General features: G+C 55.0%; 15 protein-coding genes. 10 read left to right on the forward strand and 5 right to left on the reverse strand.

The features are described from left to right. The first annotated feature begins 5 nt into the window (after positions 1–5). Positions 6–1,748 carry an adenylate/guanylate cyclase domain-containing protein gene (locus HOV93_RS23450; protein WP_207398993.1) on the forward strand — a complete coding sequence of 581 codons (1,743 nt, stop codon included), beginning with the start codon at positions 6–8 and terminating at the stop codon, positions 1,746–1,748. On the opposite strand, the gene HOV93_RS23455 is transcribed toward HOV93_RS23450, so the two are convergent. The 3 genes from HOV93_RS23455 to HOV93_RS23465 form a co-directional block, all read right to left on the reverse strand. Next, positions 1,749–3,182 carry a bifunctional folylpolyglutamate synthase/dihydrofolate synthase gene (locus HOV93_RS23455; protein WP_207398994.1) on the reverse strand — a complete coding sequence of 478 codons (1,434 nt, stop codon included), beginning with the start codon at positions 3,180–3,182 and terminating at the stop codon, positions 1,749–1,751. Positions 3,183–3,658: 476 nt separating this feature from the next. After that, positions 3,659–4,669, reverse strand: a complete 1,011-nt coding sequence (locus tag HOV93_RS23460) for a DUF1559 domain-containing protein (protein ID WP_207399028.1) — start codon at positions 4,667–4,669, stop codon at positions 3,659–3,661. Between the two features lie 234 nt (positions 4,670–4,903). Then, positions 4,904–5,917, reverse strand: coding sequence for a DUF1559 domain-containing protein (locus tag HOV93_RS23465; protein WP_207398995.1), 1,014 nt, complete (start codon positions 5,915–5,917; stop codon positions 4,904–4,906). Between the two features lie 494 nt (positions 5,918–6,411). Here HOV93_RS23465 and HOV93_RS23470 point away from each other — a divergent pair, with 494 nt between their 5' ends. The 4 genes from HOV93_RS23470 (at position 6,412) to HOV93_RS23485 (ending at position 12,487) form a co-directional block, all read left to right on the forward strand. Beyond that, on the forward strand, positions 6,412–7,341 hold the full coding sequence (locus HOV93_RS23470; RefSeq protein WP_207398996.1) for an ABC transporter ATP-binding protein: 930 nt from the start codon (positions 6,412–6,414) through the stop codon (positions 7,339–7,341). Positions 7,342–7,405: 64 nt separating this feature from the next. Further along, positions 7,406–9,277 (forward strand): ABC transporter permease, encoded by a 1,872-nt coding sequence (locus HOV93_RS23475; protein WP_207398997.1) that lies wholly within the window; start codon positions 7,406–7,408, stop codon positions 9,275–9,277. Continuing rightward, on the forward strand, positions 9,274–11,193 hold the full coding sequence (locus HOV93_RS23480; RefSeq protein ID WP_207398998.1) for a hypothetical protein: 1,920 nt from the start codon (positions 9,274–9,276) through the stop codon (positions 11,191–11,193). The genes HOV93_RS23475 and HOV93_RS23480 overlap by 4 nt, the downstream gene beginning before the upstream one ends. 19 nt (positions 11,194–11,212) lie before the next feature. Continuing rightward, a complete protein-coding gene (locus tag HOV93_RS23485; RefSeq protein ID WP_207398999.1) occupies positions 11,213–12,487 on the forward strand; it encodes a MauE/DoxX family redox-associated membrane protein in 1,275 nt (424 codons plus the stop codon). On the opposite strand, the gene HOV93_RS23490 is transcribed toward HOV93_RS23485, so the two are convergent. Further along, the gene (locus HOV93_RS23490; protein ID WP_207399000.1) at positions 12,484–13,155 is read right to left on the reverse strand and encodes a class I SAM-dependent methyltransferase; all 672 of its coding nucleotides are present in this window, start codon (positions 13,153–13,155) and stop codon (positions 12,484–12,486) included. The genes HOV93_RS23485 and HOV93_RS23490 overlap by 4 nt on opposite strands. 176 nt (positions 13,156–13,331) lie before the next feature. On the opposite strand from HOV93_RS23490, the gene HOV93_RS23495 reads away from it, so the two are divergent. The 5 genes from HOV93_RS23495 (at position 13,332) to ilvB (ending at position 21,683) form a co-directional block, all read left to right on the forward strand. After that, positions 13,332–15,143, forward strand: a complete 1,812-nt coding sequence (locus HOV93_RS23495; protein WP_207399001.1) for a serine/threonine-protein kinase — start codon at positions 13,332–13,334, stop codon at positions 15,141–15,143. Between the two features lie 173 nt (positions 15,144–15,316). Then, positions 15,317–17,083: a hypothetical protein gene (locus HOV93_RS23500; protein ID WP_207399002.1), complete on the forward strand. Its 1,767-nt coding sequence runs from the start codon at positions 15,317–15,319 to the stop codon at positions 17,081–17,083. After that, the gene (locus tag HOV93_RS23505; protein WP_207399003.1) at positions 17,080–17,946 is read left to right on the forward strand and encodes a glycosyltransferase family 2 protein; all 867 of its coding nucleotides are present in this window, start codon (positions 17,080–17,082) and stop codon (positions 17,944–17,946) included. The genes HOV93_RS23500 and HOV93_RS23505 overlap by 4 nt, the downstream gene beginning before the upstream one ends. Positions 17,947–18,298: 352 nt before the next feature. Beyond that, complete coding sequence (locus tag HOV93_RS23510) at positions 18,299–19,225, forward strand: hypothetical protein (protein WP_207399004.1); 927 nt, start codon at positions 18,299–18,301, stop codon at positions 19,223–19,225. A gap of 727 nt (positions 19,226–19,952) precedes the next feature. Then, positions 19,953–21,683, forward strand: coding sequence for a biosynthetic-type acetolactate synthase large subunit (ilvB, locus tag HOV93_RS23515; protein WP_207399029.1), 1,731 nt, complete (start codon positions 19,953–19,955; stop codon positions 21,681–21,683). Between the two features lie 69 nt (positions 21,684–21,752). On the opposite strand, the gene HOV93_RS23520 is transcribed toward ilvB, so the two are convergent. After that, on the reverse strand, positions 21,753–22,532 hold the full coding sequence (locus HOV93_RS23520; RefSeq protein ID WP_207399005.1) for a hypothetical protein: 780 nt from the start codon (positions 22,530–22,532) through the stop codon (positions 21,753–21,755). Between the last annotated feature and the right edge of the window lie 34 nt (positions 22,533–22,566).

Genomic DNA, 22,566 nt, shown 5'->3' on the forward strand with positions numbered 1-22,566 from the left:
CCAGAATGGCTGAATTGTTCGCCCGAGACACGCTCTCCTCTCAGCGATGGCGTCGACGACTGGTTCCCAATCAGTCATTTACCCTCGGGCGTTCTACGCAGAAATACCCGGTAGTGTGGGATAAGCAAATCTCCTCGCAGCATGCCCAGCTCAACTGGAATGGGGTGCAACTGGAGATCCGCAAAATCGAAGAAGCGGCCAATCCCATCTTCTTTGGCTCGCGTCCGCGGATCTCGTTCATGCTCGACCCAGGCCAACACTTTGTCATTGGGCATACCGAGTTCCTACTCGAAAACTCGGAACCGACAATGCCGCTGCCGCATCGCAGCCCCCGTACGGAAGTCACGATTCGTCCGGAAGAGATCCGCCGCACATCCTTTCGCAAGACACCTGGCCGAATCGAGCTGTTGACCGAACTCGTCTCGAAGATGACCGCTTCGACCGACCACGACCAGTTGATCACCATCGCCCTGCAGCAGCTTTTGCACGGTATTCCGCACGCAACCGATGTTCAACTGCTAGAGCAATCGCTGGATGGGGATACCAAGACCTTCTCGCCGATTGCCTGGGATAGCCGCGATGGTGTTTCGACGCCGGGGGGCTCAAGCCAAAGCCTGATCGAAAACGCGACGACTTCCCATATGTGCGTCTTGCATGTCTGGCCCAATGAACCCGACCCGGCCACAGCAGACTTCACGCAAATCGCAGGGCACGACTGGGCGATGTGCATCCCCCTGGAGATCAAACTGAATCAAGTGGCGGCCTTGTACATTTCTGGCAAACGCGCACGGCTCGAAGGGAATCTTACGGAGGTAGAGATCCTGCAGGACGACATCAAGTTTGCGGAACTGGTGGGTTCCACGTTCGCAAACCTTTCTCGCAATATGGCCTTAGAACGCCGGCAATCGCAGCTGAACCAGTTTTTTACGCCAGGTTTACTCGATCACGTTTCGACCGACATTGAAAGCTACCTGGCCCCGCGCGAGGCTGGCTTGATGGTCTTGTTTTGTGACCTACGTGGCTTTTCGGCCGCGACTGAAGACAACATCGATCGTTTGATTCCTCATCTGCATCAGACAAGCGAAACCCTTTCGATTATCACCTCAGCGATCCTCGCGCAGCAGGGCGTGATCGGTGACTTTCATGGGGACGCGGTCATGGGCTTTTGGGGCTGGCCTGTTTCCGCATCCGAGAACCCACTGGGCGGCATTCAGGCTGCCTGGGAGATCGTGCAAACTTTAGCCGGCACCGAGTTTCTGTGCAGCGACACGCCAGCCAAAGCTGGCATTGGCATCGCCGCCGGACAGGCCGTCGCCGGCATGATCGGAAGCCGCGACCAAGTCAAAGTGACCGCGTTCGGCCCTCCGGTGAACTTGGCTTCGCGAATTGAAGGAATGACCAAACCCCTAGGCATTCCCCTTTTGCTCGACGATCACGCCGTGACTCAATTGCAAAGTCACCCATCGATGCCCCCCAATACGTTTCTACGCTTAGGCAGCTTTCGCTTATCAGGCTTGCGGCAAGAAACGCAGATATTCACCGTTAACTCGGGGGAGATCGCCTGGTTGCCCGAGTTCTCGCAAGCGCTCATCCTGTTTGAAGAAGGCGACTGGCCTCAAGCAATTTCCATCCTCCAGTCGCTTCCCACGCAGTTCGGACCGAGAAACCTACTGCTACAGTACATGCAGGGTTTCCAGAACCAATGCCCCGCTTCTTGGAGCGGCACCATCGAGCGGAACACGAAATAGCTACTGGGTTGCCGAAGAAGCGGCTGCTTGGCGATCGGCCCCCACCTCGCGCCAAAACCGTTTGAACTCGGCGGCGATGAAAAACGAACCTGTGACGACGAGCACGTCTTCCTTACCCATCGCGTTCAACGCTTCATGGAAGGCGACCTTGGCCTCATCAGTCGTATGAATTGGCAACGATCGGTCGTAATCAACCGTTTCGATCACTTTCAAAAGTTCCTGCGGACTGGTCGATCGGGTGCTGAAACCATATTTCGTAAACCAAGCCTGATCAAACGCGCCCAGCAGCTGCGAAAGCACCGCTGCATGGTCCTTATCGCCGCTGGATGCGAAGACCAGATGACGTCGCCGATCGGGGAAGTGCTTCAGCAGAACACGTACCAGCGCCGCGGCGGAAGCATCGTTATGGGCGGCGTCTACGATGACGATCGGACGGTCGGAACAACACTCGATCCGCGCCGGTAACTGCGTCGCTTGAAGGCCAGACTGAAGGGCTTCCGGCGAGATTTCGTGTCCCAGTTCGCGTAGCTTTTCGACAGCCGCCACAGCCAGGCCTGCGTTGGCAACCTGGTGGTCTCCTTTGACGCTGACGACCAGCTGCTGTCGGGCAGACGATTGCCACTGGAACTCAAACGCCTGTTGAAAGGGGCTGCCGGCATCCGCTTCTTTCCAAGAGTCCGGCAGGGGGACGCTTGTAAACTGATCGCCCAGTTGATCGAGTGTCGAGCGATTCTGCGTGGCAACGTCCGCGATAACCTCTTGAGCTTCCGGCGCCATCACACCACTAATGACTGGGACCTGCGGTTTGATAATGCCTGCTTTCTCTCCGGCGATTTCCGCCAAAGTGTCTCCCAGCAGTGCGGTGTGATCGCGGCTAATGCTGGTGATGATGCACAGAAGAGGGTGACAGACATTGGTCGAGTCGAGTCTCCCACCGAGGCCCACTTCTATGACGGCGAAATCGACTCCCCGTTCGGCAAACAGTAGAAAGCCCATGGCCGTGGTGATCTCGAAGAAGGTCAAGCGATCTTCCGCACTCGAGTTGGCATCCATTTGGGCAACGACCGGACGAACGGCGCTGACCAGTTCCACGATGTCTTCTGCCGTGCAGTTTCCGCCATCAAGCCAATAACGTTCTTCCAGCCGCTCTAAATGGGGCGAGGTGAAGCGTCCCACGCGGTGGCCAGCTTTCCAAAGAATGTTGGAAAGGAACGCCGAAGTCGAACCTTTCCCCTTGGTGCCGGCGACATGAACGATCTTCAGGCGATGCTGCGGATTGCCCAGCAGCTGCATGAAGGCCTGCATCCGATCGAGTGCGAAGTTCCGCGACCGGTAAGGAATATCGGTGGTGCGTTCGTAATTGATCCGCTGGAACAACCAATCCAGGGCTTCCTGATATTGAGGCGAATCGGAATCGGCTTGGCTGGCGTCCAACGAGGTGACTTTCTCGGAAGCGTAAGCGGGCAGTGGAAGCAGGTACCACCCGTTATTTTAACGAAAAAGCGTTTTTCCCCCACCGGCATCCACTGTTCCCTTGCTGAAAACAGCAAACTGAATGCAGAACGGCAAGAACAAAAAAAGGCCGGTTCACTGCGGGGGTGAACCGGCCTAATCAGGAGACGGACATTGTTATCAAACGGGGTCTCGTTTTGTTGGACAGACGCAACGAGAAGTTGGAGGTTGCACGATGACGTTCAGGGAACACTTCGTACGAGCTTGTCTTTCAGTAATGCACTAGGCGTGCCAAACCTTCTAAAAACTTTCGGGCAACAACGCAAGTCTTGTTTCCGCAGCAGGTTACAAATTATCCTGCGAAAAACATACTGGCAGAGCTAGCGTGATTGTTTGTAACGATTGCAATTTGTACAAACGGGCTTTTGAAGTTCCTACCCAAACCGGCTGCCAGAAGACTACAACTTGTTCCGCAGCGAGACCTCGCCGCCAAAGCGTGTCCCGATGGTCCAGTAAACGTTTCGGTCGACCGTTTCGGTGACCTTGCTGACACTTCCGTCGATAAACGCTGTGTTGACGACACCTGGATGAAAACTACGAGCGGTTACCGCTGCCATGCACGGCGCGTCTGGATCGGCCCCTGCTTCGGTATTGTTGATGAAGTTTGCCGGCAACAGGCGACCATCAATCAGGAATAGGACGTTGGGCGTAAACATGGTTGTGAAACCGGTTTGATGGACGTTTCCACTTACCCATGCCGAATGCCCCGAAGGATTCGTAGTTGCCGTGACATTACTGGTAATGATGTTGGATATATCGCCTTGAGACGGTGTGGCGTCGCCATCGAAATCACTGCTCGAATGGAATCGGGTAAAGGTATTCACCTCGCTCAAACCTATCGTATTACTCGTGCCGTCGACAAACTCGGAAATTCGCGTATACCGATTCGCTCCGAAAGCACCATCTCCAGATTGGGAACCGTTATAAACCATGAAAGTCCCGTGCGACATCGCATAGTTCGAGGGAAAATAATCCGCAGCACCATCGCCATCGATATCAACCGATCGGAGATTCACTTCCGAAGGGCATTTGAACATGTCGAGTTCCACCGACGGCAACGCGAAACCCAAGTTGGGAGCTGAAGCTGGGGGTGTACTATTGGATTGATAATTGGTGTAGTGGCTATCCCATTGAATTGCCGCTTCCAATGCACCTTGCTCGATGAATGGCAGGATTCTCGCTAATCCAGACCATTCTCCACCGGGATTCCAGGAAGAAGGAAACGTATCGTAAGTGTCGTGATAGGAATGGCATGCCAGCATCAACTGCTTCAAATTATTCGTGCATTGCATTCGCCGCGCGGCCTCACGCGCCTGTTGCACTGCCGGCATCAGTAACCCAACTAACACGCCAATAATGGCAATAACGACCAGTAATTCGACGAGCGTGAAACCAGAACGGCGTTTCATTCAAGACGACCTTTGAAAAACTCAGGCAGGGTTTAGGGAGGAACGAGAAATCTTCCCCCGCGCTAGGTATTTGAATGATACCCATCTGAACGCAATAATCCGAGTGATTTTGCCTCGAATTTCGACGTTATTTTGTCTAATGAGGCAGACATAAGCATTAAAAACGCCACCTCAGAACGTTTCCGAGGTGGCGATCTTGATCTTTAGGGTCAAAATCGGTCTCAATACGGCCGCTTAAAGCTCGTTCCGATTCAAGACTTCACCACCGTTTCGGGTCGCTGCCGCGCGGTAAACACTTAAATTTACCGTATCGGTGACACGAGAGACCGATCCGTCCATGAACGCCACATTAACGACCCCGGGGTGATAGCTCCGGGCAGTCACGGCAGCGAGGGTCGGATTCGAGCTCAAACCGCTTCGGTCCTCACGGTTATTGGTAAAGTCGGCCGGAAGTGGCTGGCCTGCACCGATATCAAAATCTGTATTGGGCGGGAAAAACGCGGTGAAACCTGTTTGATGGGTCTTCCCGTCGACCCACTCGGTATGGCCTGAATTACGTGTCGAGGTGGTCACGGTCGATTCGATATACGAACCGATGTCAGGAAACGAATTAATCTCTGCAGTACCGTAAGTCGCCGTATCGCGGTCGTAGTGGGTGTAGGCCTTTACTTCGGCAAGTGCCATGGTGTTGCTGGTACCATCGACCATATCGGCCATTCGCAAATACTTGCTCGGGACGAACGCCCCTTCGCCCCCATTGGAACCATTATAGACGTACCACACGCCCATATTCAGGGCGTAGTTCAACGGATAGTGGTAGGCGTCTGAGCCATCAAAACGCCGCGTATCCTTGACTTCCGAAGGACAAAGCAAGGTATCAATACGTACCGAAGGAAGTACGATCCCATTCACTTTGCCCTGGTTCTCGTGCGAGCCACCGACATGGTATTCGGTGTAATTAACGTTGTAGTCAATCGCGCTTTCAAGTGCTCGTTGTTCCATATAGGGAAGCAGGCGAGCCTGGGCAGACCACTGATTGGTTCCATCTTGCCAACTGGTGGGGAACTTGGTGAACGTATCATGATAGTTGTGCGTGGCGAGAATCCACTGCTTCAACTGATTGGTGCATTGCATCCGCCGCGCGGCTTCGCGCGCTTGTTGCACCGCAGGCAAAAGCAGGGCAATCAAAATGCCGATGATGGCGATCACCACCAACAATTCAACAAGGGTAAAACCATTTCTTTTCATTTAATGGGGCCTTCTCTATAAGGGATCATGGAGTGCGTGAGAACTCGATAGGCCAACAAAGCTGCCAGTTATGATACACAGTCTCAGTCCACTCGCTAGGCCTACTGGGGGATTCTTGCCTAATCAATCTCCAAGGATTCCAGCGGATCGTATTGGGGTGTAGAGGACGACCTAAATGCCTGCCAGGCCCCTATAAGCGGTAGAAACAGGACATTAAGAAGGGAAGATCGTGTGAAGTCCGCATCCTACGTAAGCTTGGTTCCTTGTCACTTGGCTGCGGTGGATTTATAGTCGGACTTTCCCTCTTTGGTTCTTTCATCCATAGAAGGAGAAGGAAAAGCAGGCACCGCTAGCCGAACCAAGCTGGCTGAACTGCGTAAACAGGGGATATCGGGTCGAAATGCCCACGTTGTAGGGTACAAAGACTCGGCTATTATTCACTGCTCATCCGTTCTTCTTCACTATAAGCACCACCGTGGCTTGAAACAGGTTCCATGGCATCGGTAGAAACTCAACCGCAATCGTCCGCATCCTCGTCCAACAACGAAGTCGTTATTGAAACGCGAAACCTGACCAAGGTTTATCGCGATTTCTGGGGACGCCAAAAAGTACGAGCCCTGAAAGCACTCGACCTGGAGGTGCGTCGTGGCGAAATCTTCGGCCTCTTGGGTCCGAACGGTTCCGGCAAATCGACGACGATGAAGCTTTTACTGGGGCTGCTCTTTCCCTCAAGTGGTCAAGCGTTGGTCTTCGGGCAAGATCCGACCAACATCGCCACCAAGGAACGCATCGGCTATCTTCCGGAAGAGTCTTACCTCTACCGGTTTCTCGATGCCCGCGAAACACTCAACTTCTATGGCCAGCTGTTCAACATGCCAGCCGATGTTCGCCAAAAGCGAGTGAACGAACTGATCGAGATGGTGGGGCTCAAATGGGCCGAACGACGTCAATTGAAGGAATACTCTAAGGGTATGACCCGGCGTATCGGTCTGGCCCAGGCCCTGATTAACGACCCCGAACTCATCTTCCTCGACGAACCGACCACCGGCTTAGACCCAATCGGTATTCGCGAGATGAAGGACCTTATCCTGAAGCTCAAAGCCGAAGGCAAGACGGTCCTGGTGACAAGCCACCAACTGGCCGACCTGCAGGACGTGGCCGACCGTATCGCCATTTTGCACCAAGGCGAGCTGAAAGAACTCGGTCGTGTGGATGCCTTGCTCAAGGTCAGCGATGAAACGCAAATTCGAGCCAAAGGCGTCAGCGAAGAAGCGAAGGCCGAAATCCGAGCAATCCTCGAACGGGAACATGCCGAGAACATCTCGGTCGAGAACCCCACCACGACGCTGGAAGAACTCTTCCTGAATATCGTCCGCGAAAGCGAAGCCCGACCTGGTCGCCGCGCCGGTTCGGACCGTTCTTAAATCCCGTTGCCTACGCACTTTGGCTCAACCTTCCACGCGAATCATCGATTAAGAAATAGTCATCATGGGGATTGAAGACACTATCCAGCCGCTGAGTGAGTGGCTACTTCCCATCCCGGGGCAGCAACTCGGCGGGCTCCTTACCTTTTTGATTGCACTCGTCATCCTGATCGTCAGTGGTCTGGTGTTCGGGTTTGTCATGTCGGTATTCCGCAATGGCCCCTTCGAGGCGTTCTACGCCGTGTTCGGTACGGCCGTTAAATCGGTTCCCGAACTGCTTTCGATATCACCTCGACGCGTATGGGCGATGACCTGGCTCGCATTCCAGGAAGCGATCCGCAAGAAAGCGTTGCTGGTCTTCGCGCTGTTTATGGTCGTGCTATTGTTTGCCGGTTGGTACATCAACCCGAGCGCCGAACAACCGGTACGTCTCTACCTGACCTTCGTGCTGACCTTTCCCAAGTGGTTGGTCCTGCTGCTGGTGATCGGCCTGAGCGTTTTCAGTATTCCTGACGACATCAAACGCCGCACGATTTACACCATCTACACCAAACCAGTCTTGCCGAGCGAATTGTTCCTGGGGCGTCTGTTTGGTTTCGTCAGCGTGGGAACCATCGTTCTTTTCGCGATGGCTTTGGTTTCCTATGTCTTCCTCCTGCAAGGCTTTAATCACACGCATTACGTCAATGCCGACAACCTCGTTTCCGGCCCAGATGGCACACTCATCGGCGAGACGACCGAAGCAGCTGGTCACAAGCATTCCCTAACCGTCTATCCCGACGGCAATGGCGAAACCGACCGCACGCACGAACACCGCCATGCGATCAGCACCAACGAAGGATCTACTGGCCCAGAAGACAAATACGTCGTTCATGGCCCGACCGACATGTTCCAGGCCCGGGTGCGACACATCGGCACGGTCCGCTTCCTCGACCGCAGTGGTAAGAACGCGGCCCCGCGCGGAATCAACGTCGGTAAAGAATGGGAATACTTCAGCTATATCGAAGGGGGTACCTTCGGTGCGGCCGTTTTCAGCTTCAATGACATCAACGAAAACATGCTCACCGAAGTCACCGACGGTGACGAGACGAAGCAGATGCTTCCCGTTGAATTCAATTTAAGCGTTTTCCGAACCTACAAAGGCATCATCACCGAAGGGATTCGCGGAAACTACTACCTCAAGAACCCGGAAACGGGTGCTCGTAGTATTGCGATCCCCTTTACCGCTAAGGAAGTGTCCGACCTCCACTACATTCCTCGCACGCTATCCAATTTCAAGGCCGATTCTGACAAGCCTGAACTGGATCTTCTGGAAGATCTCACCACCGAGGATGGTGGTCGCCTGGAACTGTGGATTCAGTGTGTCGAGCCGGGCCAGTACTTTGGTGTCGCTCAGAACACCGTCTACATCCTGGAAGCAAACCGCAACTTCACCCTGAATTACGTCAAATGCTACCTCGGCATTTGGTTCCAGGTGATTCTGGTCATCACGTTTGGCCTGGTGTTCAGCACCTTCCTCAACGGTCCGGTCGCCTTACTGGCGTCGTTCCTGGCTTTGGGCTACGGAAGTATTGCTGGAGAAGTGAAAGGCCTGGCCCGCAACGTTATCTTCGGCGAGAAAACCGGATGGTACGGGGGTGGTCCGGCGGAAGCCATGGTGCGATTATTCACGCAGAAGAACATCATGACGGAACTTGGCGATTACTTCTGGGTAGATGTCGTCAAAGGTATCGACATGGTCTTTGCCTTTCTGATTTACGTTTTTGTGAACATGCTGCCAGATTACAGTGTGTTCGATACGCAAGGTTTCGTAGTCGACGGATATAGCATTCCCATCGCCGTCGTAGCGGAACAGTTCGTCACTGTTCTCGGCTTCCTGGTCGCATTAGTGGCGGTTGGTTACTTCTTTCTGAAATCGAAAGAAATCGCGGCATGAACAAGAATAAATCTTTTCAGCATAAAGTTATCTACGGCGTTTGCATGATCGTGATTCTTATCGCGGTCTCGCTGATCAGCCGTCCGGCGACCTCCGACCAACCTGGCGGAATGCTCGCCCAAATGCGCCGTGACTATCACATCTCGGATGCCCAACTCGGTAAAGTCGACCCGGCCAGTGAAGCCATGCGGCTGTCGCTATTGGGTCTCGACGGTGTGGCGATCACCTTCCTCTGGAGCAAACTCAACGAGTACCAGATGACCGAGCAGTACACCCTCATGGAGGCGACTGCCAAGACCATCTCGTACTTGAACCCGCACCTGCTAAAGGTTTGGGAGTTCCAAGCGTGGAATCTGTCGTACAACGTGTCCCGCGAGTTCGACAACTACGAGCACCGTTACTTGTGGGTCAAGCGTGGTATCAACTACCACATGGACGGCACCGAATACAACTACAACGAACCCCGCATGATGAACTCGATTGCCCACTTCTTCGGCAACAAGTTCGGCAACGCGGACGAAAAAGTTCAGTACCGCGAAATCTTCCCAGAGGATGACCTCTTCCACGAGGAAATCCAAAAGCATTTGGAAGGGACCCCCTACTCGGTCACTGAAGATGCTGAAGGGGTGCAAGAGAATAAACCAGACCACTGGCTCGTGGCCCGTCTATGGGACAAATGGGCAACCGAAGTTGTGGACAATGGTTTAGGCAGCATCGGTGCCATGTCGCCCACGATTTTCTATCAGTATCCAGCCAAACGACTGATGAATTTCGGGGAAGCCATCGAGAAGGAAGGGCACATTTCCGAAAAAGCTCAGGCTGCTTGGGCCCAAGCTTATGAAGAATGGAAAGAGTATGGCGACCACGAAGTTCCCTCGACCTACGGCATCTCGATCAAGCTGAATGATTCGGATCGTCTGGCGAAAGAAATCGACGAAGCCAATAACAACTTCAAAAACTCGTACGACAAATACACCAATCAGATCTCAGAAGAGAAGATCGCTAAGCTTCCTGAAGAAACGCAGAAAGCCCTCGATACGCCTGAGAAAGATCGTACTGAAGAACAGATCCAACTGATTCAAGCGGTCCAAAATTCCTTGCGTGTTTCGCGAATTGAAACCGTGAAGTACATCCAGGAAAAAGCCAACGCTCTGAAGGAAGAAAAGCCTGACTCCCCCGAAGCGAAAGAGCTGTCTCAAACCGCATTAGAGGCCTCTCGTGAAGCGAACCGTTTGGGCGAGATGGAGTTCCTCAAAGGTGTCATCGAACGCCAAAAGGACATCGTCGCGTTCAACTACTGGCGAACACGAGCCCTCTCGGAAAGTACCGATCGTACGATCGAAGCTCGCCGCTTGGTCTTCGAAGCCCACGAGGCCTACAAAGACGCCAACTTGATCAAGGCCCGCGAGCTGTACGAAAAGGCCTGGGACAAGTGGATTGCGATCTACGATGACTACCCAGAACTTCGTGACGACGCATCGGCCGACGTGCTGTCGGATTCCATCAAGGAATACCGCGCTCTCTTGAATCAATTTGACGAAGACATTTCTCCAAACTTCCCGCTGATCGACATTCTGCGTTCCAACTCAGATGTGTTCGTCGAACCGGTCTGGAACCCGGATGATCAGCCGACTCCGGCCAATAAGCCAGACGAAGCGACCGAGGAAAAAGCCGAGCCAATGGATTCCGAGCCAATGGATTCCGAGCCAATGGATTCCGAGCCAATGGATTCCGAGTCGGCAGACAAACCGGAAGCAGATCCAGCAAAGGAAGAATCTTCCGAAGAAGCGACTGCTGAGAAGCCTGCCGAAGAGGCAGCCGATACCGAGTCAAGTGATGCCGAGCCAGCCGACGAGCCTGCCGAATCGACCGAAACGGCTACGGACTCAGAGGAAACAGCAAGCTCCGATTCGTAAGGCCTCATCTCGAGTGAGCATGACTTCTCAAGAAACCATCGAGGCTCGATCCGCTGCGGATCGAGCCTTCTTTCTTTACCAGCGGCTGGTCGCCCTGTTTTTACTTCTATTGATCGGGGTGACCTATCCACTCTGGATCGACCAGACACAGTTCCCGGCCGTTCCTGTTATCCAGGGCCTATGTGCTGTCCCCGGCCTAGTCGACATCATTCTCTGGGGAACGCTGATCGCCTTGTTGATCGCCATTCAGTGGCTTGGCCCTCGATCGCAAATGAGTCCCAAACTTTGGCTGGCGACGTCGTTGGTTCTCGTGCTTTGCTTTGCCCTCAATCAACATCGCTTTCAACCGTGGGCTTACCAGTTTGCCGTGTTGGGTTTGATTTTCGGTTTAGCGCCCCCGAGAAACGCCTGGCAAATGACGATCTGGATTTCGCTGAGCATTTATTTCTACTCGGCGGTATCCAAGCTAGACCCTTCGTTCGTCAACGAACTGGGCTCCGATTTCATGCTCACAATCAGCTCCATCGCTGGCTTCCCGATGTCGCAAGATCAACTGGCATCCTGGAAGTGGCTGGCACTCGGGTTTCCAATTTTTGAGCTAATTGCATTCTTCTTGCTGCTCATACCGCGGACTCGCAAACTGGGTATCGCTGCTGCTTGCCTGATGCATGTCGGCTTGATCCTGGTCCTTGGTCCCGTGGGCCTTTCCCATAGCTGGGGCGTGTTGATCTGGAACGTCTTTTTCATCACGCAAACCATTCTCCTCTTCGGGTTTCCCCAGCCATCGGAAACCAGCGACACGGCTCCTAACGCAACATTCCGACTGTCTGCTGCGCGTGCGATCTGTGTTTTGGTGATCATCTTCCCCACATTTGAAATCGTGGGACTCGGCGATCCTTGGCCTGCTTGGGGACTGTATGCTTCGCACGTCGGACGAACGCATCTCTTCCTCTCTCGGCACGCGGTCAATCACCTGCCGGAGCCGTGGCGAAAGTTCGTCGACACCCAAGCGTCCGACGATCTATTCGTTCCCGTCCAACTCGAAAAATGGTCTCTCCAGACTACCGGTGCCCCCATCTATCCGGGTCAGCGTTTCTCGTTTGCCGTGGCACGTGCTTTTGTTACCAAGACCGACACGTCCCGCAGCGTGAGACTCGTCATCGAGTCACCGGCGGGACGTTTCCAAGATGATCGCGAAGCCGATACATTCGCTGGCGACAAAATCGGCATGCAGGCAGATCGCCGGTTCTGGCTGAATACCAAACCGCGTGATGCGTTTCTTGAAGCACCCTAGTTCTTCCGCCCTGCGAACAACGCCACCGAGCCAACCTGCTCGATTGCGACGTCCACCAAGCAGGTCTCAAGAACCACCTTCAACGATGCCTGCGTATCGTGCTCGTTGCCGAAAATTCCTTGGCGGTTGTAAGAGGCCATCACATGCCGTCCCAACCACGATCGCGGACTTGGCTTCCCTAATATTGTGGCACCAAAGAGCGTTCCATTTGCCACCAGCGCAGAACTTGCATGCTGCAGCACACGTTGCCGAAACGCCTGCTCTCCTGGTAGGCAGTGCAACACATACATGAGCGATACCGACGTAAAAGGCTCAGTTAGCGTCACAAGTGGATCGGCCAGATTGGCCTGAATCACTTCCGGTTGAAAACGCGCTAATCGCTTCTCTGCCGCAGTCAGGCAGTCGAGATTTGCATCGAACAGGCCGATACGAGCATCTGCTGAAAACACCGAGCAGCGATCGGGAAAGAATCCTGTCCCGACCCCAATATCGAGATGATTGTCGGTCGCGTGCTCATCGAACCATGCTTCCAGCAACTGCGTCGGACAGCCCCAAAACCAGCGATTCGATATCCCATGCACCAACAGGTCGTACCACCGCAGCAGCTTCGGCGTGTAGACCTGATGTCCAGAATGAACATCCAAGTTGTCGCTGTTTGCCGAACTCATGAGAAAACGACCCGATTTCCAAATTTGATGAGCAAATGAGGGGACAATCCGTTGATTCTTGTAACAAATTGGTGTCTGCTGATAAGATACCCCCGCTTTTGAGCTAATAGCAAGCGACGTAACCTTGTCGCTCATCCATCATGAAAGACGATACCACGAGGGGAGTCTGGTTCCCTTTGTATCAAGAATTCGTCGAGCGTTGGGCCGCGGATACCCCGCCGGACCTGGGGGATTTTATTTCCCGTGTCTCACCCGACGAGCGTTTCGATCTGTTTCGTCAGTTGGTCATGCTCGACCTATGCGAACGCCAGAAACGCGGGCTCGAAGCGAGCAAAGCCTATTACAGCAGCCACTTTCCCGAATTCCAACCCCTCATCGAAAACGTCTTCGAGCGCATCGCAGAAGAACTCGGAGAAACCCGCGGATCGGGTTCCTCCTCGCGCGATACGCACACGAACTTCTCGTTAGATCAAACGTCATCCCATGGCGCGCCTCACACTCAGCACTTGTGGGAAGCCCTGCAGGACTGCCAATCCCATCCCAACGAAGTGATCGGGCTCCAGGCAGGCGAGTACCAGTTTCTGGAACTCATCGCCCAAGGTGGCATGGGCACCGTCTATCGTGCCCGCCACCGCACGCTCGATCGATTGGCGGCGATTAAACTGATGCGTCCCGAAGCATCCACCGATCGCTTCATTCGCGAAGCCAAACTACTGGCCCGAATCCGCTCGCCACATGTCGTTTCAGTCTACGATTTCTCGGTCCTTCCCCAAGGCTCGCCCCTAATCGTCATGGAATGGATCGACGGCATCGATCTGAAACAAATCATCAAAGAGAGCCCCGAGCGACTCCCCGAAGAAAAGATCCTCCAGTGGATGCAGCAGGTCTGCGAAGGCATGAACGCCGCAGCCAAGCTGGGGGTGACCCATCGCGACGTGAAGCCCTCGAACATCTTGATCGACCGCGATGGCTATGCGTTGGTGGCCGACTTTGGATTGGCTCGAAGTGGCATCTCGTCGACCGACTTTTCCATCTCGGGAAACATGATGGGAACTCCCCTCTACATGGCTCCCGAGCAAGCGGAAGATCCCCGCAATGTTGACGTGCGAAGTGATATCTACGCATTCGGCGGAACGTTTTACCACGCAATCACCGGGCAGCCTCCGTTCGTCGGAGAGACGGCCTTCAGTATCTTATTCAAACACAAGATGGAACCGATCGTTCCCCCCAAGACCCACAACCCCAACATTTCCGATCGCGTGAACGATATCGTCGAGCGATGTCTCGCCAAAAATCCGCGTGACCGGTTCCAATCGTTCGACGAAATCCTTATGCAGCTGCGTGATCCGGCCGAGAGCGTTTCGCCGTGGCAGTTCAGCGAGAGTAAGATCCTCCAATCGTTTCGCGCGATGTTCGAGGATCAAAAAGAAGACTACATCCACAAGCCCGAAAAGTTCATCCGTCCCGATCCGTACTACCTACCCAATGGCCGCCGCCTAGAGATCGTGTGCGGTGATGTCACCAAACAACACGTCGACGCAATCGTCAGCTCGACCGATTGTCGGCTGTCGCTCGACATGGGTCTGGCCAAAGCGGTCAGCGAAGCAGGCGGGCCGCTGATCGAGTTCGACGTGCGCCGCTTAGGCATTCACCGCGTTCCGCCTGGGCGTGTCGTGGTCACGCCCGGTAGCGAACTACCAGCGTTATACGTGTTTCACTCGGTCACTCGTAGTGAAGTCACCGGCGTGACCCCTAGCCGCGACTTGATCTCAGAGATCGTCTCGAACTGTCTCTACAACGCCACAACGCTCGGCATCGAGTCGATCGCGTTCCCTCTGATCGGCACCGGCATCAGTCGTTTCGCGGCCGAAGTTTGCCTCGATACGCTCTTCCGCAACCTCGTCCGCCGCCTTCTGTATGAACCAACCAGCCTGAAAGTTGCCCGGATCGTGATCCGACCGACGCAGGACCAAGAGCAAATCGTCTAGCGTCCACCTCAAGTAGGTTTGGCGCGGTAGTTACGATTTTGCCGACGGCAGCCACAGCGGCTAAGCCCAGCATTTGTCCATTCTGGCTTGCTTCAACAACCGGCGTGCATCTTTTGCAACCTATGGTTGACCAATGGGTCTGTCTACTGCGAACCATTGGGTCCTCTGATACCGTGCAAGAATCGTCTCCCAATCTGAACGTCTCTGAGCCACGTCCTTGGTCGGCCTGGGCTATTGTTGCCGCCACCATGTTGGCCGCCGCGATTGCCGTGAGCCCCAATAGCGCCGATCCCGATTTGTGGGGTCACGTTCAATACGGACGCGATGCCCTCCGCGAAGGCTTGGCCCGCACAACCACCTACAGCTATACCGCCAACGGATACCGCTGGATCAATCACGAGAATCTGAGCGAACTGGCCCTGGCAATCGGCGTCGACACAATCGGCCCGGCCGGTCTTCTGGTCCTCAAAACACTGCTTGGCCTGGCGATTTGCCTGGTTCCCTTTTGGAAGACCAAGGACTTCGCCAAAAATCCACTGCCGGTCGTGGTGGTCGCTCTACTGATCGCCGTGAACTTAACCAACCACTGGAACGTCCGCCCGCAGTTGTTTAGCTTCGGGTTCTTCGCCCTGCTGTTGCTGCTGATCGAATTTGCGTTTACCGGATGGCAGGGGCACTGGAATTTGCCTTGGCTGACGACCCTTCGCCGAGGTGAATCCGCCGAGGCTTTCAGCTGGAATCACCGCTGGGTGAAGCTGATGTGGCTGGCCGTCCCGCTGTGCTTCCTGTGGACCAACACGCACGGCGGCTTTATGGCTGGCGTGGGCGTGCTTTGCGTCTACCTGGTGTGCCGCATGATCGAAGCGGCCACGATGCGCAAGTGGCAAGCCTCTGGCATGCTCCGCCGGTTGATGCTCATGATTGTCGTCACGCTGCTGGCCACGCTAATTAATCCCTATAGCTTCGGCCTTCATCAATGGATGCTGGAAGCGCTGCGCGAGCCACGCCCCGAAATCACCGAATGGCATCCGCTTTATTCGCTCGACATGTTCAGCATTGCGTTCATTGCCATGGTAAGCGTCATGGTATTGTCGCTCACCTTTTCCCGCAAACCGCTCGACTTCACTCAGTTGGTGGTCCTAACCCTGGTCGCCACTCAGGCAGTCATGCACCAACGTCACGCACCGTTTCTGGCGATGCTGTGCGGGTTCTGGGTGACACCACATGTGGTGAGTGCCTGGAACCGCGTCACCCAGCGAAATGGCGATGCCGAGCGAAGCCCTCACCCGGCGGTCGCCTGGGGTGTCGTCGTGCTTGTTGGAATCTTGTTTGCCATTCCACTGTTTCATCGCCTGAGTGTGATGCCGGTGTACCGCAATACTTATCCCGTGTCGGCGCTCGAGTTCCTCGACAAGCATAACGTGCACGGAAAAACGATCGTCTCCTATAACTGGGCGCAGTATTTCATTGCCGCTCGTTGTGGTGAAGGCGACTCAACGGTTCAGTTCGACGGGCGATTTCGCACCTGCTATCCGCAATCGGTCGTCGATCGTCATTTCGATTTCATCTTAGGTGATGCCCCCGGGATGCGCCATCGCAAAATCGCAGGCCCGGTCGATCCCACAGCCGCACTGCTCGAAGGAGACCCCAAGTTAGTGCTCCTGGATCGCGGCCAACCTCACTCCGAACACGTGATGGAAGACGTCGCTGGATGGACGCTTCTGTACCAAGATTCTTTGGCACAAATCTGGGGACGCAGCGACTTGTTCAACGAGCCGAAGTCTCCCGAATACCTTGCCCCACAACAGCGCAGTATTTCTGACGCTGAACAAATTGGCTACGTTGCCTGGCCTGCGATACCTCCGCATGACGGCGACAACCACCCATCATCGCAACTGGCCCGTGCCAACGGCACGCCAACCTCACGAGGGCAACCATGAGTACCACTTTACTAACGCCAAATTGCGGAGCATCGACCTGGGAACCAATCGACGATCACCCGCTCGACTTGGCACCCTACGAATTTCGGCTCGCCGATGCAGAACAACTTTCCGAAGACGTTCTATCAGCATTGGACGCGACGACCGACGTCGACTATCCCCTTCCCCACGACTTCCGACTTTCGGTGATTGTGCCGGTTTACAACGAAGAAGGGACGATCGCGACCGTAATCCAGCGACTCATGCAGTTGCCCTTTCGTACCGAGATTGCCATCGTCGACGACGGCAGCACCGATGGTACCCGCGACGTGCTGGCCCGACTGGCCCACTTCTGCGATTTGAAGATCTTCTATCACCCCCAAAACCAGGGCAAAGGCGCAGCGATTCGCACGGCAATACCGGAAGTGACCGGTGACGTGGTCGTCATTCAAGATGCCGACCTGGAATACGACCCGCAAGATCTTGTCCAGGTCATTCGCCCCATCGTGACCGGCGAAGCGGATGTCGCGTACGGGTCTCGATTCATGAACCAAGACACCGCCGCCAAGCAGACGTCTTGGGTTCGGCAGTTGGGCAATCAAACGCTGACGTGCATTTCCAACTGCTTGACCGGGCTGCACCTGACCGACATGCAGACCGCCTTGAAAGCGTTCCCCCGCAATGTCATTCAACAGGTCGAACTGCAAGAGAACCGCTTCGGCATCGAGCCTGAAATTACCGCCAAACTCGCCAAGCGAAACTATCGCTTCGTCGAACGTCCGGTGACCTACAACGCCCAAGATTGGTCGGCAAGCAACAAAATTGGCTGGAAAGACGGTTCGTCCGCCTTGTGGTGCATTCTAAGATATCGCCTGGCAGACTAACCGGCGATCTCAACATCCAAGCAAGTCTCGATCCGTAAGGCCCCACGCGGGCGCGGGTCGGCCGCCTGAAATCTGCTTAATAACCCACGCCCGCGCGAATCTTAAAAAATTTTCATTTGAGCACTATACATATGCTACACCAGGCTGATATATCTAAAGCATGCCCAGGGGACGCTTCCCCGGCACCGTGCCTATTTTCTTTGTAGGCATACGAAAACAGTACCCCAGTTCGCTGCTAAACAAGCAGCAAACCGTAGGGCCCGCGTGTCGCGGGTCGGACGCCTGGTACCCGCTTCGCGACCCGCGTTCGCGCGGGGCCCTACAAAACCCAACACCACACAAGAGCACCGTTATGTCCCATCACCACGAAAAACCTGAAAAACACGAACCGAGCGCCTCCGCGCACGGTTCGCAGGTTGCCGTGATCGATGGCAACCGACTGCTGTGCCCCTGCTGCGGAGAAGTCCTGGCCATCCTGGCCGATGAGCCTCCTGAGGAGCCAGTCGATAACGAATCAGTCAATAACAATCCGGCCCAAGAAGAGCCAGCCGACGAGCCCCCTTGGCAACCGACCGAGTCGAAACACTTCGTCCTACCGCAACCGGACCTTTCATCCCCCTGGGATGAAATCGCTCGTCGGCAAGACGCCCTTAAAGAAGCCGCCTGGGAGGCCTACAACCAGTCCGAAAAGGCCAAGCAGGAAGCACTTTACGCCCAATATCTAGAGTCCGATGACCCCGGCTTCCTAGCCGATTATCTGACCGTGCCGATCGATCCTGAGATCGACGCCTACGAGATCCCGGCCGAAGATCCGCCCCCGCTGCCGAGTCGAAAAAAGACGAAGCCAGCGCGGACGGTTACCCGACCACCACGCGAGCAAAACACAGAGACCTGGCGCCAGCGGAAACTCCGTTGGCGAACGCATCTGTTCGAAGAACCGCGCACGCGCGATCGAGATCGCTTCTTAGCGTGGACCTTTTACCACACGAAGATGTTCAATCTGCAACTGCAGGAAGAGATCCGTTTAAAGCAGGCGAAGATCGAAGGCCTGCGATTCGAGCATGGCGCCGCGGAAGTGCCCCCTTCGTACGAAGAACACTTGCCCGGCGAGAATCTGCCAAAGGCAAGACCTCATGTCGCAGTCCAGGAGTTCGATCTTCTGTACTGGATCGAACAGGTAAGTCGTTCAGAAGAAAAACACGCCCACAAAGACGTGAGCATGGCCCCCGCCGATGTTAAACCGAACCAGTATCTAGCCAAAGAACGCGGCCCACCCTGACAACCCGCCCCTCAATCTTGGGTAGGGTGCGAGCAGAGACGCGAAGCGGAACGTATCGCACCAAATGCGGTCTCCATCAAATGGCAACGCGACAACGTTGTGCAAGGTGCGATTCGCTGCGCTGCTCAGCACCCTACGGCAGAACAGGGTTCTCATCTCTTGCCCCCCTCTCCCTCGAAGGGAGAGGGCTAGGGCGAGGGAATTCTGAACAACATTTAACAAAGACCACAAGAACACGTTCCGAATCGTTCGGGAACGTCATTCGCGCATGCGCTACCAACAAGCCGGATGCCCCCTCACCCTAACCCTCTCTGTGCGGGTAAGGGGGCGAGGGGAACAGCCATGTTACGCTGCCCTATTCCAGGCCATTCGACCACCTTGGTGGGGATACCTCACAGGTCCTTTATTTCTGCTAATCGTAAAGATCCGCGCAATCGATCATTAATCTTCCCACCCAAGACCCCCTAAACACCCTGTTTTGGTGGTTTTCCGTAGGCGAAAACTTTCTGATTCGGTTGAACCTTGAGCCGTTAATGCCTATCCTTATAGCTTGGACTAATGTCCCCTGACTCCGTCTATGGGCATAGGGCCTCTGATAAAAGGGATTCAGGCAATCCATAGCGCGTGCAGCGGTTTGCACCTGGATTGGGTTCAAAAGGATTCTGTTTTCAATCACCGGAGAAAATCTGTGAGTACTTCGACTGAAAAATCTACGCAAAACCAAGTCATGCTAGGCGCCGACATTATGATCGAATCGCTGGTACGACATGGCGTAGAAGTACTCTTCGCTTATCCCGGCGGTTGCAGCATGCCGTTGCATCAGGCCCTGACGCGTTACAAAGACAAGATCCGCACGATCCTTCCTCGTCACGAACAAGGGGGCGCTTTCGCTGCCCAGGGCGTGGCTCGTTCGACCGGTAAGGTCGGTGCCGCCATGGCCACGAGTGGTCCTGGTGCGACGAATCTCGTGACGGCCATCGCCGATGCCAAGCTCGACAGCATCCCGCTGATCGCCATCAGTGCCCAGGTTCCGCGTGCCGTCATCGGTAGCGACGCGTTCCAGGAAACGCCGATCGTCGAAGTTTGTCGTGGCATTACCAAGCACCATTACCTGGTGACCGACATCAAAGACCTGTGTCGGATCATGAAGGAAGCCTTTCACATCGCCACGACCGGTCGGCCTGGCCCTGTGCTGATCGACATCCCGAAAGACGTCCAGCTCGAACAAACGGTGCCCGATTGGGACTGCGAAATGGACCTGCCTGGCTACAACATCTCTTCGCGGATTGCCAAGCCGGAACAAATCCGTCAGGTTGCCGCCGCGATCAAGCGTGCCAAGCGTCCGATCATCTACGCCGGTGGTGGTATCATCACTTCGGAAGCTTCCCAGGAACTGCGAGAACTGGTTAAGAAGACCGGCATTCCGACCACGATGACCGTGATGGGATTAGGCGTGCTGCCGAATTCCGATCCACTGTCGCTCGACATGCTCGGCATGCACGGCACCGTTTACGCCAACCTGGCCGTGAGCGAGTGCGATCTTTTGATCGGTCTGGGCGTTCGCTTCGACGACCGCGTGACCGGCAAGCTCACCGAGTTTGCCAAGGACGCCAAGATCGTCCATATCGATATCGACCCAGGCGAGCTCAACAAGAACAAGATCGCCCACATCCCGGTCGTTAGCGATTTGAAGCCAGCCCTGAAAATGCTGAACGAAGTGGTCGAAGCCCCGGAAGATATTTCCGATTGGGTCGCCCACTGTCAAGACATGAAAAAGACCGATCCGCTGACCTACAACAAGGACTTCGACGGCATCTTGCAGCAGCACGCCATCGCTGAACTTTCGCGGATCACCCAAGAACGCGAAACGATCATCTCGGTAGGCGTCGGCCAGCACCAGATGTGGGCGGCTCAGTTCTACCAGTTCAAAAAGCCACGCACGTGGATGTCGAGCAGCGGATTGGGCACGATGGGCTTCGGTCTTCCAGCGGCCATGGGCGCCCAGGCAGCGAACCCCGATGCGTTGTGTATCGACATCGAAGGGGACGGCAGTTTCCAGATGAATATCCAGGAACTGGCAACCTGCTACTGCGAAAACCTGCCGGTGAAAGTGCTGCTGCTCAACAATCAGCATCTTGGCATGGTGGTGCAGTGGGAAGACCGCTTCATGTCCGGTAACCGAGCCCATACTTACCTGGGCCCGATTCACCACGAAGAATGGTACGGCAAGGGTGAAGACATCTACCCGAAAGAGACCTACCCGAACTTCGTCCAGATCGCCAAAGGCTACGGCTGCGGCGGGGCAACCATCCGGGCCAAGAAGGACCTGCTTCCAGCCCTGGAAGAGATGATCGCCTACGATGGCCCGTACGTGCTCGACGTTCAGGTTCCTTATCAGGAACAGGTGCTGCCGATGATCCCGAGCGGCATGACCGTCAAGGAAATGATCCGCTCGTAAGCCGAGCCAAGCAAATTGAATTCAGAAGAACAGGGAGCGCGAAATGGCTCCCTGTTTTTATGCCTGAGTTTACGGCTGCTGCGGTTCTTTTTCAATCCAGAGGTGAAAGACTTCCTGCGGCAGCAGCTTTCCGGAAGTTTGACTGGGAGAACTAGGGTCGTAAGCTTCGTAAGTGACCAGCGATACCTGTTCGTCGAAATCAAATTCCGATTGCGGCGTATTCAGGACCGGCCCGGAAGTGCGAAACGAGATTCGCTGCGGCGTTTCCCCTTCCGACAACGGCGGCAGCTCAAACTGGTTTCTGCCCACGTTGTTCGCGACGAGCCAGCTCGGGGCATTCACCGGAAGGCCATGACGAATTCTTCCGCCATGGCCCGGCTTACTGGCCGTGATGCAGATGCGCCATTGGCTCTTATTTTGGGAAGGCGTGAACTGAAACGTTTGAGAAATGGTGTAAGTCCCAGGCGGCAACTTGATCCCTGAGACTGGGTGGTACTTATTCGTTGGATCGCGATCAGGAGGAAGATCCTTCCAATCGTACTTCACCCGATAGTCCCTCCCTTCTGGCAGATGAACCCGCCAGCGTCCCATCCGCTCGAAAGGACTTACCATCGCGCAAACGTAGATCTTGCGGGGATCAACGACGTTAAGCAACTGATTCGCTTGGCGAAGTTGCCGCAGTTCCTCGCGTAGCGTTACCGTTTGCGCTTTCCATTTTGCCCGTTCGCCAATCATGGCAAATAAGGCAACAAACAGTGCACAAACCGTCATCAGCCCTAGTAGAGCGAGGATCGAGAATCGCAATGGTCGTGGTGAAGGATTCGTGGTGGCCTGGTCGGTGGTGTTCATGGGGCATAGTGTAACGACACAACTGCCAGCACAC

Source organism: Bremerella alba (assembly GCF_013618625.1).
Classification (GTDB): Bacteria; Planctomycetota; Planctomycetia; order Pirellulales; family Pirellulaceae; genus Bremerella; species Bremerella alba.